At 51.2% G+C, this 25,279-nt stretch carries 32 protein-coding genes; 5 read left to right on the top strand and 27 right to left on the bottom strand.

The window, feature by feature from the left end; translation table 11 throughout:
• Nucleotides 1–75: 75 nt before the first annotated feature.
• The 27 genes from yegQ to A31E_RS12145 all read right to left on the bottom strand — a co-directional run bounded on the left by yegQ (nt 76) and on the right by A31E_RS12145 (nt 22,199).
• The gene (gene yegQ / locus A31E_RS12030) at nt 76–1,437 is read right to left on the bottom strand and encodes a prephenate-dependent tRNA uridine(34) hydroxylase TrhP (RefSeq protein WP_000476033.1); all 1,362 of its coding nucleotides are present in this window, start codon (nt 1,435–1,437) and stop codon (nt 76–78) included.
• 343 nt (nt 1,438–1,780) lie between these two features.
• Entirely contained in the window at nt 1,781–2,113 is a 333-nt protein-coding gene (locus tag A31E_RS12035; protein WP_001516646.1) for a YegP family protein, read from the bottom strand.
• A gap of 207 nt (nt 2,114–2,320) precedes the next feature.
• Nucleotides 2,321–3,043 (bottom strand): envelope stress response regulator BaeR, encoded by a 723-nt coding sequence (gene baeR, locus A31E_RS12040; RefSeq protein ID WP_000137876.1) that lies wholly within the window; start codon nt 3,041–3,043, stop codon nt 2,321–2,323.
• Nucleotides 3,040–4,443: an envelope stress sensor histidine kinase BaeS gene (gene baeS, locus A31E_RS12045; RefSeq protein ID WP_000675181.1), complete on the bottom strand. Its 1,404-nt coding sequence runs from the start codon at nt 4,441–4,443 to the stop codon at nt 3,040–3,042. Before baeS ends, baeR begins: the two co-directional genes overlap by 4 nt.
• A complete protein-coding gene (locus A31E_RS12050; RefSeq protein WP_000130868.1) occupies nt 4,440–5,855 on the bottom strand; it encodes an MFS transporter in 1,416 nt (471 codons plus the stop codon). The genes baeS and A31E_RS12050 overlap by 4 nt, the downstream gene beginning before the upstream one ends.
• On the bottom strand, nt 5,856–8,933 hold the full coding sequence (gene mdtC / locus A31E_RS12055) for a multidrug efflux RND transporter permease subunit MdtC (protein WP_000667491.1): 3,078 nt from the start codon (nt 8,931–8,933) through the stop codon (nt 5,856–5,858).
• Nucleotides 8,934–12,056, bottom strand: a complete 3,123-nt coding sequence (mdtB, locus tag A31E_RS12060; RefSeq protein WP_001516645.1) for a multidrug efflux RND transporter permease subunit MdtB — start codon at nt 12,054–12,056, stop codon at nt 8,934–8,936.
• Nucleotides 12,056–13,303 carry a multidrug efflux RND transporter subunit MdtA gene (gene mdtA / locus A31E_RS12065; RefSeq protein ID WP_000679018.1) on the bottom strand — a complete coding sequence of 416 codons (1,248 nt, stop codon included), beginning with the start codon at nt 13,301–13,303 and terminating at the stop codon, nt 12,056–12,058. Before mdtA ends, mdtB begins: the two co-directional genes overlap by 1 nt.
• A 344-nt stretch (nt 13,304–13,647) precedes the next feature.
• Entirely contained in the window at nt 13,648–14,721 is a 1,074-nt protein-coding gene (locus A31E_RS12070) for a tyrosine-type recombinase/integrase (protein WP_016248939.1), read from the bottom strand.
• The gene (locus tag A31E_RS0122750) at nt 14,699–14,917 is read right to left on the bottom strand and encodes an excisionase (RefSeq protein WP_001303849.1); all 219 of its coding nucleotides are present in this window, start codon (nt 14,915–14,917) and stop codon (nt 14,699–14,701) included. Before A31E_RS0122750 ends, A31E_RS12070 begins: the two co-directional genes overlap by 23 nt.
• 39 nt (nt 14,918–14,956) lie before the next feature.
• Complete coding sequence (locus A31E_RS12075) at nt 14,957–15,124, bottom strand: hypothetical protein (RefSeq protein ID WP_000545728.1); 168 nt, start codon at nt 15,122–15,124, stop codon at nt 14,957–14,959.
• Between the two features lie 72 nt (nt 15,125–15,196).
• Complete coding sequence (locus A31E_RS12080) at nt 15,197–15,481, bottom strand: ASCH domain-containing protein (protein WP_016248938.1); 285 nt, start codon at nt 15,479–15,481, stop codon at nt 15,197–15,199.
• Nucleotides 15,474–16,115, bottom strand: a complete 642-nt coding sequence (locus tag A31E_RS12085; protein WP_016248937.1) for an ead/Ea22-like family protein — start codon at nt 16,113–16,115, stop codon at nt 15,474–15,476. The genes A31E_RS12080 and A31E_RS12085 overlap by 8 nt, the downstream gene beginning before the upstream one ends.
• Complete coding sequence (locus A31E_RS12090) at nt 16,112–16,663, bottom strand: hypothetical protein (protein WP_016248936.1); 552 nt, start codon at nt 16,661–16,663, stop codon at nt 16,112–16,114. Before A31E_RS12090 ends, A31E_RS12085 begins: the two co-directional genes overlap by 4 nt.
• Complete coding sequence (locus A31E_RS0122745; protein ID WP_001214456.1) at nt 16,660–16,824, bottom strand: DUF2737 family protein; 165 nt, start codon at nt 16,822–16,824, stop codon at nt 16,660–16,662. The genes A31E_RS12090 and A31E_RS0122745 overlap by 4 nt, the downstream gene beginning before the upstream one ends.
• Nucleotides 16,825–16,834: 10 nt before the next feature.
• Entirely contained in the window at nt 16,835–17,131 is a 297-nt protein-coding gene (locus A31E_RS12095) for a phage anti-RecBCD protein (protein WP_001111275.1), read from the bottom strand.
• Nucleotides 17,132–17,147: 16 nt separating this feature from the next.
• On the bottom strand, nt 17,148–17,696 hold the full coding sequence (locus A31E_RS12100; RefSeq protein ID WP_016248935.1) for a 3'-5' exonuclease: 549 nt from the start codon (nt 17,694–17,696) through the stop codon (nt 17,148–17,150).
• An 8-nt stretch (nt 17,697–17,704) separates the two neighbouring features.
• Nucleotides 17,705–18,211, bottom strand: a complete 507-nt coding sequence (gene ssb, locus A31E_RS12105) for a single-stranded DNA-binding protein (protein ID WP_000168274.1) — start codon at nt 18,209–18,211, stop codon at nt 17,705–17,707.
• Nucleotides 18,212–18,919 (bottom strand): Rad52/Rad22 family DNA repair protein, encoded by a 708-nt coding sequence (locus A31E_RS12110; protein WP_016248934.1) that lies wholly within the window; start codon nt 18,917–18,919, stop codon nt 18,212–18,214.
• 8 nt (nt 18,920–18,927) lie between these two features.
• Nucleotides 18,928–19,098 carry a hypothetical protein gene (locus A31E_RS26090; RefSeq protein ID WP_016248933.1) on the bottom strand — a complete coding sequence of 57 codons (171 nt, stop codon included), beginning with the start codon at nt 19,096–19,098 and terminating at the stop codon, nt 18,928–18,930.
• A 75-nt stretch (nt 19,099–19,173) separates the two neighbouring features.
• Nucleotides 19,174–19,326, bottom strand: a complete 153-nt coding sequence (kil, locus tag A31E_RS12115) for a host cell division inhibitory peptide Kil (RefSeq protein WP_016248932.1) — start codon at nt 19,324–19,326, stop codon at nt 19,174–19,176.
• Nucleotides 19,311–19,445 carry a regulatory protein CIII gene (locus A31E_RS25785; protein ID WP_016248931.1) on the bottom strand — a complete coding sequence of 45 codons (135 nt, stop codon included), beginning with the start codon at nt 19,443–19,445 and terminating at the stop codon, nt 19,311–19,313. The genes kil and A31E_RS25785 overlap by 16 nt, the downstream gene beginning before the upstream one ends.
• Nucleotides 19,446–19,520: 75 nt before the next feature.
• The gene (locus A31E_RS12125; protein WP_000776961.1) at nt 19,521–19,832 is read right to left on the bottom strand and encodes a superinfection exclusion protein; all 312 of its coding nucleotides are present in this window, start codon (nt 19,830–19,832) and stop codon (nt 19,521–19,523) included.
• A 175-nt stretch (nt 19,833–20,007) separates the two neighbouring features.
• Nucleotides 20,008–20,052 (bottom strand): hypothetical protein, encoded by a 45-nt coding sequence (locus tag A31E_RS26455; protein WP_135494149.1) that lies wholly within the window; start codon nt 20,050–20,052, stop codon nt 20,008–20,010.
• A 413-nt stretch (nt 20,053–20,465) separates the two neighbouring features.
• Nucleotides 20,466–20,729: a transcriptional antitermination N peptide gene (locus A31E_RS24290; RefSeq protein ID WP_016063037.1), complete on the bottom strand. Its 264-nt coding sequence runs from the start codon at nt 20,727–20,729 to the stop codon at nt 20,466–20,468.
• A 367-nt stretch (nt 20,730–21,096) separates the two neighbouring features.
• Nucleotides 21,097–21,465 (bottom strand): hypothetical protein, encoded by a 369-nt coding sequence (locus A31E_RS12140; protein WP_000233126.1) that lies wholly within the window; start codon nt 21,463–21,465, stop codon nt 21,097–21,099.
• A 17-nt stretch (nt 21,466–21,482) separates the two neighbouring features.
• Nucleotides 21,483–22,199 carry a LexA family protein gene (locus A31E_RS12145; protein WP_000428318.1) on the bottom strand — a complete coding sequence of 239 codons (717 nt, stop codon included), beginning with the start codon at nt 22,197–22,199 and terminating at the stop codon, nt 21,483–21,485.
• Nucleotides 22,200–22,305: 106 nt separating this feature from the next.
• Here A31E_RS12145 and A31E_RS12150 point away from each other — a divergent pair, with 106 nt between their 5' ends.
• The 5 genes from A31E_RS12150 (at nt 22,306) to A31E_RS12165 (ending at nt 25,264) form a co-directional block, all read left to right on the top strand.
• Nucleotides 22,306–22,500, top strand: coding sequence for a Cro/CI family transcriptional regulator (locus tag A31E_RS12150; RefSeq protein WP_000620665.1), 195 nt, complete (start codon nt 22,306–22,308; stop codon nt 22,498–22,500).
• Nucleotides 22,501–22,608: 108 nt separating this feature from the next.
• The gene (locus tag A31E_RS12155; protein WP_001177653.1) at nt 22,609–22,887 is read left to right on the top strand and encodes a CII family transcriptional regulator; all 279 of its coding nucleotides are present in this window, start codon (nt 22,609–22,611) and stop codon (nt 22,885–22,887) included.
• Between the two features lie 34 nt (nt 22,888–22,921).
• Nucleotides 22,922–23,083, top strand: a complete 162-nt coding sequence (locus tag A31E_RS26085) for a hypothetical protein (RefSeq protein WP_000166961.1) — start codon at nt 22,922–22,924, stop codon at nt 23,081–23,083.
• Nucleotides 23,070–23,891, top strand: coding sequence for a replication protein (locus A31E_RS12160; RefSeq protein ID WP_001608293.1), 822 nt, complete (start codon nt 23,070–23,072; stop codon nt 23,889–23,891). The genes A31E_RS26085 and A31E_RS12160 overlap by 14 nt, the downstream gene beginning before the upstream one ends.
• Nucleotides 23,888–25,264, top strand: coding sequence for a replicative DNA helicase (locus A31E_RS12165; RefSeq protein WP_001248388.1), 1,377 nt, complete (start codon nt 23,888–23,890; stop codon nt 25,262–25,264). Before A31E_RS12160 ends, A31E_RS12165 begins: the two co-directional genes overlap by 4 nt.
• Nucleotides 25,265–25,279: the final 15 nt, after the last annotated feature.

Here is a 25,279-nt window from a genome sequence, read left to right as displayed (position 1 = left end):
AATAACCTTAATAAATGCAGCCGTATGTGATCGGTTTCTAAGAATTTTCTATCCGGGAAAAATAATCGAAATGAATCACTTACCGTGCGGGTTACGCGTGGTTTCCCCGGAGAAATTACGCATCAGCAGTGCGTAATTCAGCTCGAGATCCTGCGGAACCGGGAGCCACACGGTATAGCCATCGCCAGGCGCGACCGGCATCGCTTCACCTTTGGCGTTTTCCATGTGCTCAAGGGTAAAGTTGATATTGCCCTGTGGCGTCATCAGTTCCAGGCTGTCGCCAACGGAGAATTTATTTTTCACCGCTACGGCTGCCAGAGAGCCTTTACGCTCACCGGTAAACTCTCCAACAAACTGCTGGCGGTCAGAAACGGAATAACCGTATTCGTAGTTCTGGTAATCGTCGTGAGTATGACGACGCAGGAAACCTTCGGTGTAACCACGATGCGCCAGGCCTTCCAGTGTTTCCAGCAGGCTGGTGTCGAACGGTTTGCCCGCAGCGGCGTCATCGATAGCTTTACGATAAACCTGCGCGGTACGTGCACAATAGTAGAAAGATTTAGTGCGGCCTTCGATTTTCAGCGAATGCACGCCCATTTTGGTCAGGCGTTCAACGTGGGCGATGGCGCGCAGATCTTTCGAGTTCATGATGTAAGTGCCGTGCTCATCTTCAAACGCGGTCATATACTCGCCCGGGCGCTGGGCTTCTTCGATCATAAACACTTTGTCGGTTGGCGCACCGATACCCAGCGTCGGCTCGACGTTTTGCACCGGAATCGGCTCGTATTTGTGTACGATGTTGCCAACGTCATCTTCTTTCCCTTCCTGCACGTTGTACTCCCAACGGCAGGCGTTGGTGCAGGTGCCCTGGTTTGGATCGCGTTTGTTGATGTAGCCAGAGAGCAGGCAGCGGCCGGAGTAGGCCATGCACAGCGCGCCGTGAACGAAGATTTCAAGCTCCATATCCGGAACCTGATTGCGGATCTCTTCAATCTCTTCCAGCGACAGCTCGCGGGAGAGGATCACGCGGGTCAACCCCATTTGCTGCCAGAATTTCACCGTCGCCCAGTTTACGGCGTTGGCCTGCACGGAAAGGTGGATCGGCATTTCAGGGAAGTGTTCACGCACCAGCATAATCAGCCCCGGATCGGACATAATCAGTGCGTCCGGCCCCATTTCCACCACCGGTTTCAGATCACGGATAAAGGTTTTTAGCTTGGCATTGTGTGGCGCAATGTTGACCACGACATAAAACTTTTTCCCCAGCGCGTGGGCTTCATTGATGCCGAGCTGGAGATTTTCGTGGTTAAATTCGTTGTTGCGCACACGCAGGGAGTAACGCGGTTGCCCCGCATAAACAGCATCTGCGCCATAAGCGAAAGCGTAACGCATATTTTTCAGCGTTCCCGCCGGGGAAAGGAGTTCCGGTTTAAACATAATTCTCTCGTTCTGATGACAGGTCAGATCCGCTTCACCTGATGAAGCGGTTAGGGGAGTGTCCCCACTTTAAGGGCGGGCATTGTAGCGCAATCGGTGGGGTTGGCTCCAGTGCAAATGTCTGGTCGTCTCCTGGTTTTGGTAAGGATACGAATAACGATAATTTCTTCGGCACTTGCAGGAAATAAATAACGTGGCGTTCAAAAAGAAGAACAAAAATTCTTTCACCTGATATGAAACTTATCCTCCCATTATTTTAATGGCGCGGCTTGATCCTTAGCATCAATAAGTAAGTGTTTATTAGAAATAAAGCCGGGCGCGTTATCCGCGCCCGGCATAACAATTAAGTCTTATCTTTCACAGTCTGGCTTACGCCATTGTTTTTTACTGAGGCAATTCCGATTTCGCGTGATTGAGCGGTGGCGTACATTTGACTGGAGCCGATTATCTGATGATTAGCGGCTTTCAGATTGAAATAAAATTTGCCGTTGCTCGCTGTTTTTTTCTCATAGCGTTCATCCTGCGGGCTGTTGCTTTGCACAGAGGCAATGCCCTTTTCCGCAGCGGCTTTTGAGGTATACAGTTCGCTGGTGAGAATAGTCTCACCGTTACCCGCTTTTAACACAAACCGGAACTGATTATCACTGCTCTTATTGAGTTCAAACCAACCAGCCATAATGACTCCTTGATTGAAATTGCGTATTGAAAACAGTATGTAACGATTTAAGTATGGGTGATATTCATAAGGTTGCCAATCAGGGGAATACCCCCCTAAAGGAGCTGTCTCTTGATCAGATCTCCTGATCAAGAGACAGCTCCTTTCAGAGAGGGGCATGACGGATTAATAAACAAGGAATTCAGCCCTCGCGAGGGCAAAGATACGTTAAACAATGCGGCAGGCGTCGGCTTCCCAGCGATAACCGACACCGTAAACGGCGCGGATAAATGACTGCTCTTCGTCCAGTGCTTCCAGCTTGCGGCGCAGGTTTTTAATGTGGCTATCGATGGTACGGTCGGTCACTACACGGTAGTCGTCATAAAGATGATTGAGTAACTGCTCGCGGGAGAACACTTTTCCCGGTTCATGGGAGAGTGTTTTCAGCAGGCGAAATTCCGCAGGGGTCAGATCAAGCATTTTGCCGCGCCACGAAGCCTGAAAACGACCTTCGTCGATAATTAACGGGCTTTCTGCATCTTGCTGTTGCAACTCACGCTGCGGTTTGCAACGACGCAATATAGTTTTGACGCGCGCTACCACTTCCCGCGGGCTATACGGTTTACAGATGTAATCATCAGCACCGATTTCCAGCCCCAGCAGGCGGTCGATCTCTTCGATTTTCGCTGTCACCATAACAATGGGAATATCAGAAAAACGACGAATCTCCCGACACAGTGTCAGACCATCGGTGCCTGGTAGCATCAGATCTAACAGGATCAGATCCGGTGGCGTCTGGCGCACATACGGCAGTACCTGATCGCCGTGGCTAATCAACGTCGGCGCATAGCTTGCGGCACGCAGATAATCAATGAGCAACTGCCCCAGTTTGGGTTCATCTTCCACGATCAAAATACGCGGCGTGTTTTCGTCGATAGGTAACTCGGTCATACTTCTCTCTGTAAATCCCGTTCCAGCGGTAACTCTACTGTAATGCTAACCCCGCCAAAAGGCGAATGGGCGGCAACAATGCGACCATTATGTGCTTCAACAATGTTCAGGCAAATTGCCAACCCCAGCCCGGAGCCGCCGCTGGCACGGTTGCGGGAACCTTCCGTGCGATAAAAACGCTCAAACAATTTTTGTAACTGATCGTCGCTGACTCCCGGTGCGCTGTCGGCAAAGGTCAGATGCACCATTTTGTCGTGCTGTTCGGCGGAAATATGCAGGCCACCGCCACTGTCGGTGTAGCGCAGGCTGTTTTCCAGTAAGTTATTAAACAACTGCATTAAACGATCGCGATCGCCAAATACGGTAATGCTGTCCGGCAAGGAGAATTGCAGAGTCAACCCACGACTGGCGAAACGTTCGCGAAATGCGCCGCCCGCGACTTCAAGTAGTGGAACGAGATCCACCGTTGCTTTCTGGTAGGCGAGAGCGCCTTCATCAGACATCGACAACTGATGGAGATCGTCGACCAGTTTAGTCAACGTTCCGACCTCCGCCTGTAAAGAAGCCACTGTCTCTGGCGTGAATTTACGTACACCATCCTGGATGGCTTCCAGTTCGCCGCGCAGTACCGCTAAAGGCGTGCGCAGTTCGTGAGAAATGTCGGCCATAAAATCGCGGCGCATCTGCTGGTTTTTCTCCAGCGTACTGGCGAGCTGGTTGAAGTCCTGTGCCAGTTTGCCCAGTTCGTCTTCGCTGGTGGGCGTCACGCGAGTGGTGAAATCACCTGCTGCCAGTTTGTGCGTGCCGTCAACTAACCGTTTTACCGGTGCCAGCAAGCCGCGTGCCAGTGGGAACGTCGCCAGCGCTGCCAGTAAAGTAGATAAAGCCACAATCAGCCAACTGGTTTGCCGTTGTTGCTTATCAAAATTGATATCGGTATTGCGGGTCAGCCGCTCGACAGGGGAGGCGATCACCGCGCCGACTTCCAGACCATTGACCAGAATAGGCCGCCGTGTGCCGTCCGGTGGAATAGGTGAGCGAGGGCCAACCAGCACTTTGTTATTTTGATCGACCACCCAGAACTGGGTGCGCCAGCCGTGCGGCGGCATACCGGGGCCGGGCTTATCGTCGTTGCTATCATGTTCAAGTGAACGCAGGATCTGAAACACAAAACGATCGTTGTTACGCAGGAAGCGCCAGTTGCCATGCTGGGCGTACTGCTCGCCAAGTGCGTCGCCAAGCATTTGCAGCCGTTGCTCATTGCCATGCTTAATGTAATCGATAAAGCCGCGCTCAAAACTGATACGCACCGCCCAGTGCATCGTGATCAGCAAGACGATGCAGGTGGCGAAGATCGCCAGAAACAGTTTGCCGGTAATGCCGGGCCGCCAGAACTTCATTCAGTGCTCCTTTTGCGCCGCGAAATAGCCACATTTTGATGTGTATCGTTCGGAACTCTGGCAAAGATGAACGCCGGAAGGGCGATAAGAAACGCCATGCTTAGCCAGGTGTACATAAAGACGGTTTGTGTGGCACCGCTGTCGACGCTGACATGCTGCGAACCAAAAAGCCCAAGCAACAGCCCGGCGATGGTCACGCCGATACTCATCGACAATTGCATAATCATCGACAGCAGGCTGTTGCCACTGCTTGCCAGTTTGTCCGGCAGATCTTTCAGTGTCAGCGTGTTCATGGAGGAAAAACGCGTTGAGTTGACCATCCCTTGTAAAAACAGAACGAATGGTAAAACGTAGTACCAGCCAAGCAGCGCGGTGGCCATAAACAGCAGTGTGACCAGCGACAGACCCAGCGTAGTTGCCACCAGTACCCGACGATAACCAAAGCGGTTCACTACCTGCACGACTATCCGCTTCATCCCCATGCTGCCGAGCACCATTGGGATCATCATCAATCCGGCATGAAAGGGTGAGAAGCCGAGACCAATCTGCAAGAAAACCGGCGTCATAAAGGGCAACATACCGCTGCCGATACGTCCGGCGAAGCTCCCCGCCAGGCCCAACGAAAAGGTACGGGTGCGGAACAGTTTCAGGCTGAACAGGGCGCGGGCGTTATTTCTGGCATGTATGAGATAAAGCATAAGCGCCACCACGCCAACAGCAACCAGGCCAGCAATCGCCAGCGGCGATAAGCCCGTACCTTTACTGCCATCCAGCGCCAGCGTTAATACCGCCATGCCAACCGCCAGCAACAGAAAGCCGGAGAGATCAAAGCGCCGCGTCTGCATGGTGTAGTTCGGCATTAACATTAGTGTGGCGATCGCGCCGATAATTCCAACCGGAATGTTGATCAAAAAGATCCAGTGCCATGACGCGTACTCCACCAGCAGGCCGCCCAGCGCCGGGCCAAGCAGTGGGCCAACCTGGCCAGGCAGCGTCACAAAGGTCATCGCCGCCATATATTGCTCGCGCGGAACAATTTTCATCACCGTCAACCTGCCAACCGGCACCATCATCGCACCGCCCACGCCCTGCAATGCGCGCGCCAGCAACAGTTCATTAAGGGTGCCGGAAAGCGCGCAAAACAGTGAACCAAGGGTAAACAGGACAATAGCGGTAAAGAAAATATTGCGCACGCCGACTTTGTCCGCCAGCCAGCCGCTGGCAGGCAGCATCACCGCCACGGTCAGCACATAAGAGACAATGACCATGTGCATATGCAGCGGGCTTTCCCCCAGGCTTTGCGCCATTGAGGGAAGGGCAGTGTTAACGATGGTGGTGTCCAGCGACTGCATAAAGAAGCCGAAAGCCACAATCCACAATTGCCAGCGGGTGCTGTCGGGAAGATCTGTCATTTACTCGGTTACCGTTTCTTTAGATTTTCGCGAAAAACGCAGTCGCAGACGGTCGAAAAAGAGATACACCACCGGCGTGGTATACAGCGTCAGGAGCTGACTCATCACCAGGCCGCCGACAATGGTGATCCCCAATGGTTGCCGCAGTTCCGAGCCATCGCCGCCCGACAATACCAGCGGCAGCGCGCCAAACAGCGCCGCCAGGGTCGTCATCATTATCGGGCGAAAACGCAGCAGGCAGGCCTGGAAAATGGCCTCCTGCGGCGTCAGATTAGCGTGGCGTTGGGCTTCAAGCGCAAAATCGACCATCATGATGGCGTTTTTCTTCACGATGCCGATTAATAGCATAATCCCTATCAGGGCGACCAGGCTGAACGGAGCATTAAACAGCTCCAGCGCCAGTAGCGCTCCAACGCCCGCCGAGGGCAGGGTGGAGAGAATGGTCAGCGGATGCACGTAACTCTCGTACAACATCCCCAGCACGATATACACCGTGGCGATGGCCGCGATAATCAGGATCACCTGCGAATTCATCGTCTCCTGGAACACTTGCGCCGTTCCGGCAAAACTGCCGCGCACCGTGGAAGGTACGCCAAGCTGCGTCATTGCGCGGTCGATTGCCGCACTGGCGTCCGAGAGTGATTTCCCGGTCGGCAGGTTGAACGAGATGGTTGAGGCTGCGGACAGTCCCTGATGATTCACTGACAGCGGCGCATTCGCCGGTTGCCATTTAGCGAAATATGACAGCGGGATCGCTTTGCCTTCGTTATTAATGACGAACATTTTTTCCAGCGCGCTGATGTCCTGGGTATAGCGCGGATCAACTTCCATCACCACTTTATACTGGTTCATTGGCTGGTAAATGGTCGAGATTTGCCGCTGACCGAAGGCGTTATTCAGCAGGCTGTTAGCGGCCTGCACGTCGATTCCCAATCGCGCCATCGTGTCGCGGTCGTAAACCAGGTTCATCTCCGCGCCGTTGTCTTGCTGGTCAGAGTTAACGTCCGCCAGTTCCGGCAACGTCGCCAGTTTTTTGCGGATTTTCGGCTCCCATTCGCGCAGTGCTGCCAGATCGTCAGACAATAACGTGTACTGGTAGCTGGCGTTCGACTGACGTCCGCCAACGCGAATATCCTGTACCGCCATCAGGAACAGATTCGCCCCTGGCTCTTTCGCCAGCTTCACGCGCAGACGGTCGATAATTTGCTGGGCGGTTTCGCTGCGTTCATCGCGCGGTTTCAGCGTGATAAACATCATTCCGCTGTTAACTCGCGAGCCACCGGTAAAGCCAGTGACATTATCCACCGCCGGGTCATCACGGATAATTTTCATGAAGTCCTGCAACTTACCGCGCATCGCCTGAAACGAAATGCTCTGATCGGCCTGTATCCCGCCCATCAGTACGCCGGTGTCCTGCTCCGGGAAGAAAGTTTTCGGGATCGAGATATACAGCCAGATATTCAGCGCAATGGTGCCAAGCAGCACTACGCCTACCAGACGGGTGTGATTGAGAACCCATTTCAGCGACTTGCCGTAGCCTTGTTGCAGTGCAACCAGCATCCGGCCAAAACCGCGTAACCGTGTTTGCTCACGCGGCTTGCTGGCTTTCAGCATCCAGCCGCACATCATCGGCGTCAGCGTCAGGGAAACCAGCAGTGAAATACCTATCGCCACCGAAAGCGTCACGGCAAACTCGCGTAACAAGCGCCCCGGCAAGCCGCCCATCAACAACAGCGGCAGGAACACAGCTACCAGTGACAGGCTCATCGACAGAACTGTAAAACCGACTTCGCGGGTGCCTTGCAGTGCGGCCTGTAGCGGTTTCATTCCCGCTTCCAGATGACGGGCAATGTTTTCCAGCACCACGATGGCGTCATCGACTACAAAGCCAGTAGCGATGGTGAGTGCCATCAGCGACAGGTTATTGAGACTGAAACCGCAAAGATACATCGCTGCAAAGGTGCCAATCAGCGAAACCGGCACTGCAACCGCAGGAATGATCGTCGCCCGACCTGAACGCAGGAACAAAAAGACCACTAAAATCACCAGCGCCACCGAAATAATCAGCGTCTGCTCGACTTCTTCCAGCGAGGCGCGAATGGTGGGGGAGCGATCCTGAGCTATTTGCAGATCAATCGCCGCCGGGATTGTCTCCTGTAACTCCGGTAATTTCGCCCGGATGCTGTCTACCGTCTGGATGATATTGGCTTCCGGCAGTTTGCGGATCATCAACAAAATAGCCGGTTTGGCGTTGGTCATCCCGGCGTTGCGCACATCCTGTACTGAGTCGGTTACCGTTGCCACATCACCCAGACGAACCGCGCCGCCGTTGTTGTAATGAATAATCAACGGCTGGTATTCGGCGGCAGTTTTCAGCTCATCGTTGGTCTGGATCTGCCAGCGGTGAGTGTCATCTTCCAGCGCCCCCTGCGGTTTACGCACGTTGGCATTGCTGATGGCGGTGCGCACATCGTCCAGCGACACGCCCTGATTAAACAGCGCCTGTGGATTCAGCCCGACGCGCACCGCAGGCAGCGAGCTGCCGCCGACATCGACATCGCCGACGCCGTCGATTTGTGCAATTGTCGGAGCCAGTTGCGTCGAGGCAAAATCGTACAGTTCCCCCTGCGAATAAGTATCGGACGTCAGCGTCAGGATCATAATTGGTGCATCCGACGGGTTCGCTTTGCGATAAGTCGGACGGCTTGGCATCCCACTGGGCAGCAGACTTTGGGCGGCGTTGATCGCCGCCTGTACATCGCGCGCCGCGCCGTTGATATCCCGGTCAAAATCAAACTGCAAAATGATACGCGTGCTGCCGAGCGAACTGCTGGAGGTCATTTCACTGACCCCGGCAATGCGCCCAAGCGAGCGTTCCAGCGGTGTGGCAACGGAAGACGCCATCGTTTCTGGCGACGCACCGGGCAGCGAGGCGCTGACCATAATTACCGGAAAATCGACCTGCGGCAGCGGGGCGACCGGCAGCATACGGAAGCCCAGTATGCCGCAAAGGGTAATGGCAACCGACAGTAAAATCGTCGCCACCGGGCGGTAAATGAAGAGGGCAAAAAACTTCACTTACGCCTCCTCTTCATGGCGGGCAAAGCGGCTTTTGGTCCACAATGCCAGGCGGTCGAACAGCAGATAAATCACCGGCGTGGTGAACAGCGTCAGCACCTGACTGACAACCAGACCGCCGACCATGCCGATACCTAACGGACGACGCAGTTCCGCGCCGACTCCGGTACTCAACATCAGCGGCAATGCACCGAGCAGCGCTGCCAGCGTGGTCATCAGGATCGGACGAAAACGCAGCAGGCAGGCCTGGTAGATGGCATCTCGCGGCGACATGCCTTGCTCGCGCTCAGCGGCCAGCGCGAAGTCGATCATCATGATGGCGTTTTTCTTCACAATACCGATCAGCAAAATAATGCCGATAATGGCGATCACATCCAGCTCACTACCGGCAATCAGCAACGCCAGCAATGCGCCGACACCTGCCGTTGGCAACGTCGAGAGAATAGTGATCGGGTGAATAAAGCTTTCGTACAGAATACCGAGCACGATATACATCGCCACCACTGCCGCGACAATCAGCCAGACAGTGCTACCCAATGCCGACTGGAAGGCGAGGGTACTACCCTGGAATTGCGTGGTGATATCCACTGGCAGATTTAGCGTCTTCTCGGTATCCATAATCGCCTGCACCGCATCGCCCAGTGAATAGTTATCCGGCACGTTAAAGGAGATGGTCGTTACCGGGAACTGATCCAGATGGTTGATGGAGAGCGGCGCAAAACGCTGCTCAATTTTAGCTATCGAGCTGAGTGGCACTACGCCGCCGTCGCTGCTGGTCAGGCGAATGGTATCCAGCGCCGCCAGTCCTGGTGTGTTTTCAGTGTTGTGCTCCAGCACCACGCGATACTGGTTGGCCTGAGTATAAATCGTCGAAATTAGCCGCTGACCAAAGGCGTTGTACAGGGCGTTATCAACATCCGCCATGCTGATCCCCAGACGGCTGGCGCTGTCGCGATCAACGTTAACATACGCCACCAGTCCTTTGTCCTGCCAGTCGCTGGAGACATCAGAAAGCTGCGGCAGTTGCTGGAGTTTTTCCATTAGCTGCGGCACCCAGGTACTGAGCGCATCCAGAGACGTGGCCTGCAATGTAAACTGGTACTGCGTGCGGCTGACCTGAGTATCGATGGTCAGATCCTGCGTTGGCTGCAGGAAGAGATCGACGCCCGGCACTTTATCTACCGCCGTTTGCAAACGGGCGATAACTTTTTGTACCCGATCATCACGCTCATCCAGCGGTTTCAGATTGATCTGCAAACGCGCACTGTTCAGCGACGGGTTAGTGCCATCAACGCCCACAAATGAGGTCAGGCTTTGCACTGCCGGGTCCTGCAAAATCACCTCCGCGACCTGGCGTTGCCGCTGGGCCATATTGGCAAAGGAGCTGGATTGCGGTGCCTGCAAGGTGCCCTGAATAATGCCGTTATCCTGCACCGGGAAGAAGCCTTTTGGAATAAATACCCACAGCAGCACGCTAAGCAGCAGCGTACTGAGCGCCACGCTTAAGGTCAGCCACGGATGATTCAGCACTTTCGTAAGTCCGCGACCATAGGCGGCGATTATCCGCTCGAACATTTTTTCCGAGGCGCGGGAGAAGCGGTTCTGTTTACGCAGCGACTCCTGGCTAAGCATCCGCGCGCACATCATCGGCGTCAGGGTCAGCGACACGACGGCTGAGATCAAAATCGCTACTGCCAGAGTAATGGCAAATTCGCGGAACAGTCGCCCGACGATATCGCCCATAAACAGCAATGGGATCAGCACTGCAATCAGCGAGAAGGTCAGCGAGATAATGGTAAAGCCGATTTCGCCTGCACCCTTGAGCGCCGCTGCCAGCGGCTTTTCACCTTTTTCGATATAGCGCGAAATGTTTTCGATCACCACGATGGCATCATCGACCACAAACCCGGTGGCGATGGTTAACGCCATCAGGGTCAGGTTATTGATCGAGAAATCGAGAAATACCATGACCGCGAAGGTGCCGATTAACGACAGCGGCACCGCGACGCCAGGAATGATGGTTGCCGGAATATTTCGTAGAAACAGGTAGATAATCATCACCACCAGCGCGATAGCCATCATCAGCTCAAACTGGGTATCGTCGACCGATGCGCGGATATTGGTGGTGCGGTCAGAAAGCACCGTCACTTTTACCGATTTCGGCAGACTCTCAGTGAGCTGCGGCAGCATCTGACGAATGCTGTCAGCGGTGGAGATAATGTTAGCGCCAGGCTGGCGCTGAACATTCATGACGATGGCTTGTTCTTTATTCGCCCACGCACCAAGCCAGGTGTTTTCCGCCCCTTGTTCTACGGTAGCGACATCGCCAAGACGAATCGGCGCGCCGTTCTGGTACGCGATAATTAACTGACGGTACTCTTCCGCAGACTGCATTTGATCGTTTGCGGAAAGCGTGACTGCGCGGGAGGGGCCGTCGAGGCTACCTTTAGCTGAGTTAACGTTCGCGCCGGTAATAGCTGTGCGTACAGTTTCGCTGGTCAGGCCGAGGGCGGCAATCGCCTGAGCGTTAAGTTTGACGCGAACGGCCGGACGCTGACCGCCGGAAAGCGTTACCAGCCCGACGCCGGAAATCTGCGAGATTTTCTGCGCCACGCGGGTTTCTACCATATCTTCCACCTGCGTCATCGGCATGGCGGTTGAGGTAACGGCAAGCGTCATGATCGGCGGATCTGCCGGATTCACTTTGCTGTAAACCGGTGGGTTAGGCAGATCGCCTGGTAACAGGTTAGTGGCGGCGTTAATTGCGGCCTGCACCTCCTGCTCGGCAACGTCCAGCGGTAATGTTAGCTGGAACTGTAAAGTGATGACCGACGCGCCGCCGGAACTTTGCGACGACATCTGTTTCAGTCCGGACATTTGCCCGAACTGGCGTTCAAGTGGCGCGGTAACGGCAGAGGTCATCACATCCGGGCTGGCACCGGGGTAAAGCGTAACCACCTGAATCGTCGGATAATCCACTTCCGGCAACGCCGAAACGGGCAGGGTGCGGTAGCCAATAATCCCGGCGAGTAAGATCGCTACCATCAGCAGCGTGGTGGCGACAGGACGCATAATAAACAGGCGCGACGGGCCGCCTGTGCTGCTCGGAGGTAACACCTGCATCAGGAGCGCGCTCCTTTTTTCGCATATTCGCGGCTGGTGGCTTTCTCTTCTGGTGTGCTTGTGCCTTGCGCTTCAACCACTTCCACTTTCGCCCCTTCGGTCAGGCGGTCAATGCCGTCCGTCACTACCCGATCGCCTGCGGAAATACCTGCGCGGATCACCACTTTCTGGCTGTCCTGAATGCCCGGTGTCACCAGATGCTTGCTGACTTTGTTTTCGCTATTCAGCACCCAGACAAAGTGACCTTCGTTACCCATTTGCAGTGCAGCGGTTGGGATCACCACGGCGTTTTGTTCAGTGTCCACTAACATGCGGGCGTTAACAAACTGGTTGGGGAACAGCGCATCATCCTGATTATTAAAGCGTGCTTTTACTTTGATGGTGCCAGTGGTGGCGTCGATTTGGTTATCGAGACTTAACAGCGTACCTTCACTTAATTTCTTCGAGTTGGTGCGATCCCAGGCTTCAACAACCAGCGGTTTTCCGGATTTTTGTGCCTGCACAACGGTGGCGATATCGCTTTCCGGTAGAGTAAATACCAGATCGATAGGATGTGTCTGGGTGATCACCACAATGCCAGTGGTATCGCCGCTGGAGATTTGGTTACCGACATCAACCTGTTTCAGGCCAACCCGACCATCGACTGGTGCGGTGATGCGACTCCAGTCGAGTTGCAGTTGTGCGCTGGCAACGCTGGCTTCATCCGCCTTAATGGTGCCTTCGGTTTCACTGACCAGTGCCTGTTGGGCATCCAGTTCCTGACGGGAAACGAGGTTGGTTTTTGCCAGTTGTTGATAACGCGCCAAATCACGGCGGGCATTGGCAAGTGTGGCTTTATCTTTTGCCAGTTGTCCTTGTGCCTGGGCCAGTGCAACTTTGAACTGGCTGGGATCAATCTCAGCCAGTAAATCCCCCGCTTTTACCTGCTGACCTTCCTGAAAATGCAACGCCATCAACTGGCCGTCAACGCGACTGCGCACTGTGACGGTGTTTGCAGCGGTAATGGTGCCAAGCCCGGTGAGATAACGCGGAACTGCCTGTTCAACGGCAGTTGCTGCCTGCACGGGAGCCAGCGGTCCGGAGCGCATACCACGACGGCCACCGGCTGGCGGCTGCTGCGCTTGCTTCGTCGCACCTGGCGCTGCGCTCTGGGATTCATTGCGGCCTTGCCAGAACCAGAATGCGGCGATGGCGGCGATAACCACCACGATTACGATTACCCAACGGGATTTATAACTGCCTTTCATCGTTAAGAGTTTCTCTTCCTGAAACGTTTCGCGGAATGATACTAGTGTAGCCAGCTAATCAGGGAGAAAAATGGAGGAATTATGAAACAGTTTCGCGAATCGTCTGAATGGTTGTGCACTTTGCGAGCGCGCATCCAGTAATAACATGTGAAACTATTTTATCTGCAGGTTAGCGATAGACTACGTGCATGGCGATAAGGAGGTAAGCCGACGATTTCAGCGGGATGCTGAAACGGGAAAGCCCCTCCCGAAGAAGGGGCCTTAAAGAAGGTAAGTTGCATATTTAAAATTTCTTTAACTATCAATAAATTAACATGAACAGGTCATTATTAGTCAAAATAAAATCATTTGTCGATTTCAATTTTGTCCCATTCCCGTCCACGGCTGTCCCTATACCGCGCTGCCATTGAATCTGATTTATGCCCGAGAAGACGTTGAGCAAACTTATCGCCAATCTGGTTCCGGTATAGCCTCGCCGACAGGCTACGCAGTTCATGGAATGTTGGCGGGTCTCCATCAAATGAGAGCCCAGATGCATTTCTCGCCTTTGTAAAATACTTCGATACTGTTTTCGGGGAAAGTGGTTCGTGATGCGTTGATGCAATTATTGTTTCACTGCCGCTGGCCTTCCTGCATTTCTGTAGTGTATCAGCCAATGAGATATTGAGCGCGTCAATCCTTAGCGTCAGCGGAATGGCGAGCTTAGCCCCTGTTTTACCCTGTTCAATGTGAAGATAGTTGTCGTTTATGTCTGACCATTTCATTCTGCACAAATCGCCGACTCTCTGCCCTGTAACGACAGCCAAATCCATCGCCAGTCTTAGCCAGATTGGGAGAGGTTCGGCTGCATGGTAAATCTCGACATACTCATTAGCTGTCAGCCTTGAGCGCCTTACTTCTGACTTTGCTGTGCGGGTTGCTGTTACCGGATTCGTTGCTACATGCCCCTCGGCTATTGCCTCACGAAAAACGTCAACAAGGGTTGACCTGATTAATTTTGCGGAAGCCGCTTTACCTTCTGCTACGTAGGTGTTTAGCATTGCTGCCACCTCTTTCGTTGATATGTCAGCGAGCGGTTTGTCCGGCAATTTTCTTCGGATTGCCCTGATTTTGCTGGCGTAGTCGAGTAGAGTTTTCGGCCTGATACCCCTCTCGCTGAGGATTGTTTCATATCGGTCAAGCCACGCATGAAGAGTGATTGCGTCAGCGCCTTTAATTCTGTCTATCAGTGACTCACGCCTGTTCCCGGATAGCAACTCAATATTGGCCTGTATAGCTTCAGTGATTGCTATGCGTCTGTCTCGGCCTAATCCGAACTCTTTACCCGTCCTTGGGTCCCTGTAGCAGTAATATCCATTGTTTCTTATATAAAGGTTAGGGGGTAAATCCCGGCGCTCATGACTTCGCCTTCTTCCCATTTCTGATCCTCTTCAAAAGGCTACCTGTTACTGGTCGATTTAAGTCAACCTTTACCGCTGACTCGTGGAACAGATACTCTCTTCCATCCTTAACCGGAGGAGGGAATATCCTGCATTCGCGCACCCATCGACGAACTGTTTCAAGGCTTCTTGGGCGTCGCTGGCGTGCGTTCCACTCCTGAAGTGTCAAGTACATCGCAAAGTCTCCGCAATTACACGCAAGAAAAAACCGCCATCAGGCGGCTTGGTGTTCTTTCAGTTCTTCAATTCGAATATTGGTTATGTCTGCATGTGCTATCTGCGCCCATATCATCCAGTGGTCATAGCAGTCGTTGATGTTCTCCGCTTCGATAACTCTGTTGAATGGCTCTCCATTCCATTCACCTGTGACTCGGAAGTGCATTTATCATCTCCATAAAACAAAACTCGCCGTAGCGAGTTCAGATAAAAGAAATCCCCGCGAGTTCGAGGATTGTTATTCATTGCCGATATTCACCTTTATCGCGAACACCTTTACCGGTTTATCGCCAAAGTGTGGATGTGTGATTGTCTTCACTTCATATCCGTCATACGGAACATCAATTCTTCGGCTGGAATCGTCGCGCTTCGGATATCCCTTTGTGATAATCAGTCGGTCATACTCGCGGAACATAATTCGCTTATTCCAGTAGTCATTACACAGGCGATACTCTTCCGTTTTCTCTCCACGAATTATGGCATCGAAGTATTCACCTTTAACGGCTAGTTGCAGGTTAGCCACGGTTAACCTCCTGCGGAGGTTCCGGTAGCGGCATCCAATTGATTACATCGCATTCAGGGATGCTGATATCATCACCAAGCCACCCTTGACCTTCAGACCAGCATTGCACGTAATACCCGTATTTTGTGTTCACTACGCACCACTGCGCGTCGTTCGGCGTCCGCTCACTACAGCTTATCCAACCATCCGGAGTTACCGGAGAGTTGCCCGATAGCTGGTTCAACTTGTAAGTTTGGCTTACAGGTTCGGCTTTCAGTTCTGCTATGCGCTTTTTTGCTGCTTCCAGCTCAACGCGCAGCCTCCCAACCGTAAGCGCAATATCCTCGTTCTCCTGGTCGCGGCGTTTGATGTATTGCTGGTTTCTTTCCCGTTCATCCAGTAGTGCCAGCACGGTAGCTGGACTGGCTGCTGCGATGAATTCAGCATTGGCCTGCTGTTCCATTTGGAAATCTTCATCGAAACCGCTTTCAGGATGCGCTCCTTCAATTCTGCAAATGGGAATATATCCAACAACTTCACGATGAATTAGCGCATCACCAGCATCAAATCTCTCCTCTCCATATTCGAGCGACCACACACCACACGTTGCTTTCTCTGCCTTTTCACGCAGTGCCTGATAGTTAATTTCGCTCACTGGTTGCCTCCTTTGCGAAGCTCTGCGGCGAAATATACAGCTGCGGAAACAATAGCTGCATGTCGGCATTCACCATCAGAAAATAAAGAATCTCCCTTAAGTGCATTGACGATACTCTGATGATTTTTTGCCAGCATCTCCACGCCCTGCGCCCGTACTTCAGCCAGAAAAGCATCGGTGGCTGGCATATTTCCTGTTGCCTTCATGGCCTCCAAAATAACCAGAACGCCATCTCGCCCAACCACCTCAGCGATAACCTCGGTGTTGTCGCCAACAACATCGCAGAATGCCTGAACTGCCTTACGAGCCAGCTCATTCTCCGCCGCAAGCGCCGAAAACTTCTCGTGTGCCAACTTAACAACTGCATCAGCCTGCTTAATTGACTCAATCGCTCTCTGCTGGTCTTCGGACAGAGCCGAAATCTTGGCCTCCGCTTCAGCAAATTTACGCACCAGATATTCAGCGTTTGTTTCGTTAACCTTTAAATCTCGTGGTATGCATTTACCTTTCAGAAATCCATCCATCTCAATTAGTGACATTAGTTTCATTTCTTCCCACTCCGCCACATCGCATTCAGATATTTGTTTTGATTCACTGATGGAAAAGAATTTCTCTTAAGCAATTCCTCTCTCGATGGCATTGGTTTTACGCGTTGGCGAATAATCATTTCTGCCGGAAGAATGCCGGGATTGTATGCAAGTCCTCTCATGGTAAATTCCTCAGTCATTACTGATAGCGCCATAGCGTGAGCGGTAATTACGCAGGCGCGGGTCGATATATTCAGGGAAGTGGGTATATGTGGCTTTGCGGAATGGTCGGATTGATGTCTGGTAAATTCGCTCTCGTTCTTCTTTCTCTGCAAGCCATATACAGTGGCGAAATTCCTTTTCCTCTTTCGTTTCCTGCGGTAGCGACATTATCAGGTCGTAGTTTTTTCTGAATTTATCCAGCACCTCCGATACGGAATTGCCGGAACAGCGGCGCGCGTCGTCCGCACCATACAGAGGCGCTGGCATGGTTTTCTCCTGTTGATTATTTAGCTAACTTTTTCCAGATCGCTGAAACGTATTTGGCTTGGTGAATGGCATCATCAAGCGCGTTGTGGCGAGTTCCTTTGAATGGCATATCTCGCTTAGGGTCGAATCCTATTACCTTCCCAAGTTCGACGATTGTTCTTACGTCGCGGTCATTCCACCACTGCCACGGAACTGGCTGCCCTGTCAGCGAATAACTGTTGCGGAGAATAACGCAGTCAAATGATGCTCCATTCCCCCAAACCTGAACGAGTTTGTGGTTGGCGTTCTTTATGATGAATTCAGATAACCATGAAAGAGCCGTTGAAAGCTCTTGAGTGTTGCTGGTTAGCGATTTTCTGGCTTCTTCACTCTGTTCCATCCACCATAAAATCGTTGAAGCGTCAGGACGCGCCCGATATCGCATTGATGACTCAAGCGAGATATTTACCGAGAACTCTTCTCCTGTTTCTCCGGTATTCGGGTCAAAGAATACCGCCCCAATAGAAATAACTGGCGCGTATGGCCCGTTGCCCATTGTTTCAAGGTCAACCATCAAGTGATTCATGTAAGTCCTTAAATTGCGTGAATAGCGTGACGAGGGAAGGGGAGAGTTACTGGTGCAAAGGGGATATCGTCGTCAAAATCCATCGGAGGTTCGTTGTGTTGTGCTGGTGATGATTGCTGCTGTGGCTTCTGTGATTGCCTGCTGGCTGCTTGTTGTTTGCTGTCGCCAATGCCGCCAAGCATTTGCATCACGCCATTAATTCCGACATGAACCTCGGTTGTGTAACGGTCTTGCCCTGACTGGTCTTTCCACTTTCTGGTTCTCAGCATTCCCTCGAAATAAATCTGATCACCTTTTTTCACATACTGCCCCACGACCTCAGCCAGTTTCCCGGATACAGCAACACGATGCCATTCAGTCAATTCCTTTTGCTCGCCAGTATTTTTATCTCGCCATTGTTCTGACGTGGCTATTGTCAGGTTAGCGAACGCTGTTCCTGATGGTGAGTATCGAACTTCCGGGTCTTGTCCTACCCGACCAAGGATAATCACCTTATTTACGCCTCTGCTTGCCATTTATGCCGCCTGTTTTAGTTCGTTAACTCTGATGTTCATTACCTGAACGCATTTAGCCTGCGCCTCCTCGTTGCCAGACATTAATTGCCAGTCACGCTGATAACGCTCGATGAGTTTTTTCTTGTCAGTTTCTGTCGCTGCATAATCGCTGAAGTCTTTCAGGATTTGTTCGCAGTCAACCGATGGAGATTTCTGGTTGGTATTTTCTGGTGATGGTTGATTGCCAGATGCTGGCATTGCCCATCCCGGCAGCGATGGAGGGAGCCAGTAAAATCCTGTTCCATCCTTCAGTTTTGCCCTGTGCCACCCCTGCTTTTTATCGAGAGATGTTTGTGCGAAACCTTCCTCAAGGTTATACAGATACCGACCGATTCCCCACTGAACGGCAGCGCGCTTCATTGCACCGGAACGACCACCTTTGACGGCTTCTACCTGCGTGTTTTCAGCTGCATCCCATTTGGTTACCCATTCGGAATCAATCTTTATTGATATGCCGCATTCAACGCCGCCGTTGTTGGGAATATCGCGGTATTCATTACGCCATCCTGCTTTGCCGCAAACATCGTCCAGGCGTTTCATGATTGCCCGGTTCGTGACATAAGCCAGCACCATAGCCCACACTTTGCCATCGCGTGTTTTACCGCTTTGCTGTATTCGCCATTCGATATCTTCAGGGCTGAATGGCTCATCGAATTTATTCAAATCCATAATTCACCTCAGAATGGACACGGCCCAAGTAAATAACGCTGATTTAATACTTCGGTCTTTGCCGCATTTAAAAATACGCGAACACCTTCACGATCTCCCTTCTGGCGATACATTAACGCCTGCTGCGTGTACATGCGTCTCTGTAACTTGCTCTCCTTCACTGTGGTTGCAAGTGACATGAATATCTCCTTCGTTACCGATTAATTCTTTCATCTGACGAATGAATTCTTCGTCTGACCAGTTATCTGTAAAACTCATTTCCTGCGATACCACGGAAGGTTGATAGCTGATTTCATCGCTTTATTTGCTTCAATCCACATTTTTGAATCACCAATAAATCTGGCTATTACTGCTTTGTTCTGTGCTGCACGAAGCATCTGGTGATTGATGGCTATTTCATTGCGCATAACGCCTCCAGTTGTTTCTTTACTGCTCTGATTAATTGTTTAACTCGGCGTGATAATTCAGATTCGTGCGGGTAGAAAGCGGACATGACGCCGCTACCCGCGAGCTGAAAGTGCATCATGGGTAACTCCTTATATTTGATTGCATAACGAAAACGCCTCGAGTGAAGCGTTATTGGTATGCGGTAAAGCCGCGCTTAGGCGGCTGATGTTTCTTCTTTCAGGCTTTCGAGATATTTACGTGGGTCGTCGTAACATTGGCATTCGCTGTACCAATCCACCCAGCGATCAGTAAGCCCCATCTCTGATAAATCTTCATCGGTAAGGCTCTCATCCCACATCTCAAGGCCGTTAGCATTGCAGTAATCAGGCTTGATGTTGTTGTCATACTGAAAGGCGTCATAATCAGCCAGTGCGTCCATCAGGCGAACACCCTCTTCAACACTTGCCACTTCTACAATGAACGGCTTCATAGGTACTTGCGGGATATGCCAGACACGTAATTTCATATATCCTCCGTCAAAAAAATTGCCCTCACATTGGAGGGCAAAGAAGATTTCCAATAATCAGAACAAGTCGGCTCCTGTTTAGTTACGAGCGACATTGCTCCGTGTATTCACTCGTTGGAATGAATACACAGTGCAGTGTTTATTCTGTTATTTATGCCAAAAATAAAGGCCACTATCAGGCAGCTTTGTTGTTCTGTTTACCAAGTTCTCTGGCAATCATTGCCGTCGTTCGTATTGTCCACTCCATTGATTCTTATCAATAGTCGTAGTCATACGGATAGTCCTGGTATTGTTCCATCACATCCTGAGGATGCTCTTCGAACTCTTCAAATTCTTCTTCCATATCTCACCTCAAATAAGTGGTTTGCTGCCAAAACAATGAACCATCCGGAAATTCCAGATAGTTCATAATTCACTCTTCAATACTTCCAACTTACTAATCGCCGATAGATATCCGCGCTGATAGGGCATCATCATTCCTTCGAGCTTGCCACTTCTTAACTCATCCCTGAGCAATTGTATTGCTTGATCAATAACCTCTGCCTTAGCGTCCTTTATGGCTTGCTTTCGGGGCTTTGCTTTCTGCTTTGGCAGATTTCTCAAGCATGATGGTATGTATGTCTGATTCATCACTTACCTCGCTGTAACCTGCTTACTTGTACGATGACCAGCTGCGAAAAGCGCAACTTCTGGCAGGCAGACAGTACCACCTTCAACTTCCTTCTGAAGCGTTCCGGCAAGCGAAATGGCTTTTGTTACGCGTGTACTGCATGTGCTATTTGCTACCCGGCGCGAAAGAGAAGCGTCCTGCATTGCCTGCTCACGTTGAGCCTGTCTGCGTGCTCTGCGGCGATTTCTGGCGTTATCGTCAGCCAGATATGTAATGACTACTGTCATGTTGACCTCCGATGATTGACTTTGGCGGTGACGCGCCGGGTGCTTATCTTCCGGTTGCCGTCGTGCAGCTGCACTTCACGTCACCCCAAAGCCAACTACTCTTTGGTTCCCGCATTTCGGCGGGACAATCCCATCAATGTTAAAGAGCCTGCCAATCTGTTCCGTTTGGCTTCCAGCGTCCTGCTGATGGCTAAAGAATACTGTAGGTATTTTATTGTGTAAATACCCAAGGTATTTATTTTTGGTGAAATAATGATAAGCAAATGAATACAAAGGATATTTATTTTTTCGGTGTCTGCTTGTTCAGTGCTTTTTATGCGGGATATGTGAAGTGGATCCCGATAGCTATTGCTGCCGGGATTATAGGTTAGTCAGCGAAGGTTAAGACGAGAATTACCTTAATGATGTCTGCTACAACAGACACGGCCATAGATAAACCAAAGACGATCCAAGCCACAGTGATGTCTTCACTACCATCGTATAGAGTTCCGTAATCACTGGTGTAAGGCGTAAATGTCGCGCCTTGATACAATAGGTATAAGCTTGATCCATAGAGGATAAATGCAGATATCCCTTGTATTGCTATGATCACCAGAATCATGAAACGAGCTGATCTATGCGCCCAAGCCTGGCTTATTTTTTCTGATAGAGATTTCGCAATAAAAGCATGCGCTAAGCCGTAAATTGTCGAGATTGCCAACATCCCAAAAAAGCTTGCTATAGCGGTTCCAACCATAAGCTCCCCTTGCGTGATCAAACCAGCCTTAGTTTTGTCTCAATTGCAACGCCTATAATCTTGCAGTTTCCATTGATTGGCACGAGAGGCCATGCAGGATTAAGTCCCTTGAGGTATTTATTTCCGCCGTCGATTATCAGCTTCTTGAATGTTGCTTCGTTAGAGTCAGAAAGTTTTGCTATGACCAAGCTGCCGTTGATCGCCTCCCTTCCGGTATCGAAAAGAACGAATGTTCCCTCTGGGATGCTTAACCCAACCGGTGCCGTCATTGAATCACCTTCCACTTTAAGCCAGAACGCATTACCTTGAATATGCGCGTCAGACTCAAGCCAAACATCTATGTCTTTAATGGTGTATGGTTCGCATGCTTCACACCACGAGCCAGCCTGGATACTGCTTAACACCGGATACCTCTTTCCTGCTCTGTATTCCCCTGCATACCTTACGTTGGCATCGCTCTTAAGGCTTTCTGCCTGTTCTGCAACCTTGGCAGCAATTGACTGGCTAAAATCAGCAATTGAGACTTGCAACAAACGTGCAAAACCAGATGCGACCTCAACGTTTAGCGCGTTTCTGCCATTAAGATAATGCCCTACCGCTCCTTGGGTGATACCCAGTTCATCAGCGATTGAGTATTGGGTTATTCCCAATTCTTTCTTTTTTGACTCATACAAAGCCTTAAGCCGCTTAGCGTCTTCGAGCTGTTCTGTCGTCAGTGATTTTTTATTTTCCATAGCTTAATTCTAATAGCTAAGGTACTTAAATTAAAAATACCCTGAGTATTGATTGTTTTGAATACCTGTAGTATTCTTTGTTCATGGTTAATAACGGAGAGTGCATATGATTCGAATGACACTTGCCGATTACGCCAAAATCCATGGACAGGCTAAAGCAGCCAGTGACTTTGGTGTAATCCAGTGCGCTATCAGCAAGGCCATTCTGGCAGGCCGTAACATCATGGTTACGGTAAAGCCTGATGGCAGTGTGATTGGAGAGGAAGTTCGTCCTTTCCCAAGCAACAAGAAAAACAAATAGTAACACCGCTCTTTAACAGTCATGGTCCTCATTCCCGCCGAAATGCGGGAATACAACGCGCATAAGTTGATGCGCATAACTTCTTATTAGTTAAGGAAATACTTACATATGCAACTTACAAGTACTCGCAAGAAAGCGAATGCAATTACAAGCAACATCCTGAATCGAATTGCTGTACGTGGTCAGCGAAAGGTTGCCGACGCGTTAGGGATTAATGAATCGCAAATTTCGCGATGGAAAGACAGCTTCATCCCCAAAATGGGAATGCTTCTTGCTGTTCTTGAATGGGGTGTTGAAGACGAGGAGTTGGCGGAACTGGCTAAGAAAGTAGCCAGAATGCTGACAAAAGAAAAAGCCCCGAAGAACGGCGAATTCTTCGAGGCCTGATGTAGAAAGACTGGATCAATCCACAGGAGTAATTATGACAAAACGTCGTAAGAAATACCAGGAAAAAGAAGAGATTCGACACCCTGATTCACCTGAGGGATTAGTGGTAGCCGCAGCAAATAACAGGGCGTTCGCAGAGCGCCTTGTTGGTGTTTACAGACTAGCCAAAGCAGGAGTGAAACATGGGCGTCGTTAAGTTAGCTGATTACAGGCCTCAACTTGAGGTCGTGGAGCATCGCGTGGCAGATACCGAAGATGGTTTCATGCGCGTTGCTAACGAGATTACCGACAGTCTGCTGATGGCTGATTTAACCGTCCGGCAGTTGAAGGTGATGCTCGCTATCATGCGCAAGACATACGGATTCAATAAGCCGATGGATCGACTCACAAACACGCAGATAGCAGCCATGACAGGTATTCATCACACTCATGTTTGCGCTGCCAAGCGCCAGCTTATCGAGCGTAAATTCCTCATTGCTGATGGCGTGAAAATCGGAGTGAACAAGGTGGTTTCTCAGTGGATTAGCCAGGACAGCTTAACATTAGCTAAAACAGCTAATAAAACATTAGCCAAGTCGGCTAATGGGTATAAGCCAAGTCAGCTAAACACAAAAGACAATATACAAAAGACAATAAATACAAATACCCCCTTACCCCCTAACGGGGGTGGCGATGGGCAGGTTAAACCTGAACGTCGCAAGGCAGAACGAATCGACTACGAATCCTTCCTGAACGCCTACAACACCGAAGTCGGTGACAGACTGCCACACGCTGTTGCGGTCAACGAGAAACGCAAACGCCGCCTGAAGAAAATCATCCCGCAACTGAAAACGCCAAACGTGGACGGTTTCAGAGCGTATGTCAGGGCGTTTGTGCATCAGGCCAAGCCGTTTTACTTCGGAGACAACGACACGGGCTGGACAGCTGATTTTGATTACCTGCTGAGGGAAGATTCGTTAACTGGAGTACGGGAAGGGAAGTTTGCAGACAGGGGGATTGCATGAGACAGGATATCGAAGCGAGCGTTATCGGTGGCCTGCTGATTGGTGGATTAACACCAACCGCCAGCGACGTTCTGGCAACGCTGGAGCCGGAAGCGTTTTCAATTCCGCTCTACCGGAAAGCCTTCGAGGTTATCCGCAAGCAGGCGAGAAACAGAAACCTAATCGATGCGCTGATGGTTGCCGAGGCGTGCGGAGAGGAGCATTTCACGTCAATCCTGATGACCAGCAAAAACTGCCCGAGTGCCGCAAACCTGAAGGGATATGCCGGAATGGTCGCGGATAACTATCACCGCCGTCTGGTGCTGGAAATCATGGATGAAATGCGTGAACCAATTCAGAGCGGAACCATCGACGCATCGAGTCAGGCGATGGATGAACTTGTAAAGCGTCTTTCAGCCATCAGAAAGCCCCGTGACGAGGTTAAACCTGTACGGTTAGGGGAAATCATTACTGACTACACTGACACGCTTGACAGGCGTCTGAGGAACGGAGAAGAGTCAGATACCCTGAAGACCGGAATCGAAGAACTTGATGCCATCACCGGAGGGATGAACGCGGAAGACCTGGTGATAATCGCTGCTCGTCCTGGTATGGGGAAAACCGAACTGGCGCTGAAGATTGCCGAAGGCGTTGCAAGCCGCGTTATTCCTGGTTCTGACGTCCGGCGCGGAGTATTGATTTTCTCAATGGAAATGAGCGCATTGCAGATTGCAGAGCGAAGCATTGCCAACGCCGGGAGGATGTCGGTTAGCGTACTGCGAAATCCTGCATCAATGGATGACGAGGGCTGGGCACGTGTTGCTAACGGCATGAGTCAGCTTGCAGATTTGGATGTATGGGTAGTCGATGCCTCGCGGTTATCGGTCGAAGAAATACGCTCAATCGCAGAACGGCACAAACAGGAAAATCCAAACCTCTCACTCATCATGGCGGATTATCTTGGCCTGATTGAGAAGCCGAAAGCAGACCGCAACGACCTCGCAATTGCTCACATCTCAGGAAGCCTGAAGGCGATGGCGAAAGACTTGAAAACGCCTGTTATCTCCCTGAGTCAGCTTTCGCGCGATGTTGAGAAGCGACCAAACAAACGCCCGACAAACGCAGATTTGCGTGATTCAGGAAGCATTGAGCAGGACGCAGACTCAATCATCATGCTCTATCGGGAAGCGGTATATGACGAGAACAGTAGCGCCGCGCCATTTGCTGAAATCATCGTGACGAAAAACCGTTTTGGCTCACTTGGTACGGTTTACCAGCGGTTCTGCAACGGACACTTTGTTGCATGCGACCAGGATGAAGCCAGGCAGATTTGCACAGCATCAAATGCACCCGCTGCACGTGGCAGACGATATGCACAAGGGGCTGACGTATGACCATCTACATCACTG

Source organism: Escherichia sp. KTE159, assembly GCF_000408805.1.
Classification (GTDB): Bacteria; Pseudomonadota; Gammaproteobacteria; order Enterobacterales; family Enterobacteriaceae; genus Escherichia; species Escherichia marmotae.
This window is presented reverse-complemented; position numbering and strand designations above follow the sequence as displayed.

Bases quoted from the DNA above. Each gene is read 5' to 3' on its own strand.
- yegQ (WP_000476033.1), bottom strand. From the start codon at position 1,437: ATGTTTAAACCGGAACTCCTTTCCCCGGCGGGAACGCTGAAAAATATG.
- A31E_RS12035 (WP_001516646.1), bottom strand. From the start codon at position 2,113: ATGGCTGGTTGGTTTGAACTCAATAAGAGCAGTGATAATCAGTTCCGG.
- baeR (WP_000137876.1), bottom strand. From the start codon at position 3,043: ATGACCGAGTTACCTATCGACGAAAACACGCCGCGTATTTTGATCGTG.
- baeS (WP_000675181.1), bottom strand. From the start codon at position 4,443: ATGAAGTTCTGGCGGCCCGGCATTACCGGCAAACTGTTTCTGGCGATC.
- A31E_RS12050 (WP_000130868.1), bottom strand. From the start codon at position 5,855: ATGACAGATCTTCCCGACAGCACCCGCTGGCAATTGTGGATTGTGGCT.
- mdtB (WP_001516645.1), bottom strand. From the start codon at position 12,056: ATGCAGGTGTTACCTCCGAGCAGCACAGGCGGCCCGTCGCGCCTGTTT.
- mdtA (WP_000679018.1), bottom strand. From the start codon at position 13,303: ATGAAAGGCAGTTATAAATCCCGTTGGGTAATCGTAATCGTGGTGGTT.
- A31E_RS12070 (WP_016248939.1), bottom strand. From the start codon at position 14,721: ATGGGAAGAAGGCGAAGTCATGAGCGCCGGGATTTACCCCCTAACCTT.
- A31E_RS0122750 (WP_001303849.1), bottom strand. From the start codon at position 14,917: ATGTACTTGACACTTCAGGAGTGGAACGCACGCCAGCGACGCCCAAGA.
- A31E_RS12075 (WP_000545728.1), bottom strand. From the start codon at position 15,124: ATGCACTTCCGAGTCACAGGTGAATGGAATGGAGAGCCATTCAACAGA.
- A31E_RS12090 (WP_016248936.1), bottom strand. From the start codon at position 16,663: ATGAAACTAATGTCACTAATTGAGATGGATGGATTTCTGAAAGGTAAA.
- A31E_RS0122745 (WP_001214456.1), bottom strand. From the start codon at position 16,824: ATGAGAGGACTTGCATACAATCCCGGCATTCTTCCGGCAGAAATGATT.
- A31E_RS12095 (WP_001111275.1), bottom strand. From the start codon at position 17,131: ATGCCAGCGCCTCTGTATGGTGCGGACGACGCGCGCCGCTGTTCCGGC.
- A31E_RS12100 (WP_016248935.1), bottom strand. From the start codon at position 17,696: ATGAATCACTTGATGGTTGACCTTGAAACAATGGGCAACGGGCCATAC.
- ssb (WP_000168274.1), bottom strand. From the start codon at position 18,211: ATGGCAAGCAGAGGCGTAAATAAGGTGATTATCCTTGGTCGGGTAGGA.
- A31E_RS12110 (WP_016248934.1), bottom strand. From the start codon at position 18,919: ATGGATTTGAATAAATTCGATGAGCCATTCAGCCCTGAAGATATCGAA.
- A31E_RS26090 (WP_016248933.1), bottom strand. From the start codon at position 19,098: ATGTCACTTGCAACCACAGTGAAGGAGAGCAAGTTACAGAGACGCATG.
- kil (WP_016248932.1), bottom strand. From the start codon at position 19,326: ATGCGCAATGAAATAGCCATCAATCACCAGATGCTTCGTGCAGCACAG.
- A31E_RS25785 (WP_016248931.1), bottom strand. From the start codon at position 19,445: ATGATGCACTTTCAGCTCGCGGGTAGCGGCGTCATGTCCGCTTTCTAC.
- A31E_RS12125 (WP_000776961.1), bottom strand. From the start codon at position 19,832: ATGAAATTACGTGTCTGGCATATCCCGCAAGTACCTATGAAGCCGTTC.
- A31E_RS24290 (WP_016063037.1), bottom strand. From the start codon at position 20,729: ATGACAGTAGTCATTACATATCTGGCTGACGATAACGCCAGAAATCGC.
- A31E_RS12140 (WP_000233126.1), bottom strand. From the start codon at position 21,465: ATGGTTGGAACCGCTATAGCAAGCTTTTTTGGGATGTTGGCAATCTCG.
- A31E_RS12145 (WP_000428318.1), bottom strand. From the start codon at position 22,199: ATGGAAAATAAAAAATCACTGACGACAGAACAGCTCGAAGACGCTAAG.
- A31E_RS12150 (WP_000620665.1), top strand. From the start codon at position 22,306: ATGATTCGAATGACACTTGCCGATTACGCCAAAATCCATGGACAGGCT.
- A31E_RS12155 (WP_001177653.1), top strand. From the start codon at position 22,609: ATGCAACTTACAAGTACTCGCAAGAAAGCGAATGCAATTACAAGCAAC.
- A31E_RS26085 (WP_000166961.1), top strand. From the start codon at position 22,922: ATGACAAAACGTCGTAAGAAATACCAGGAAAAAGAAGAGATTCGACAC.
- A31E_RS12160 (WP_001608293.1), top strand. From the start codon at position 23,070: ATGGGCGTCGTTAAGTTAGCTGATTACAGGCCTCAACTTGAGGTCGTG.
- A31E_RS12165 (WP_001248388.1), top strand. From the start codon at position 23,888: ATGAGACAGGATATCGAAGCGAGCGTTATCGGTGGCCTGCTGATTGGT.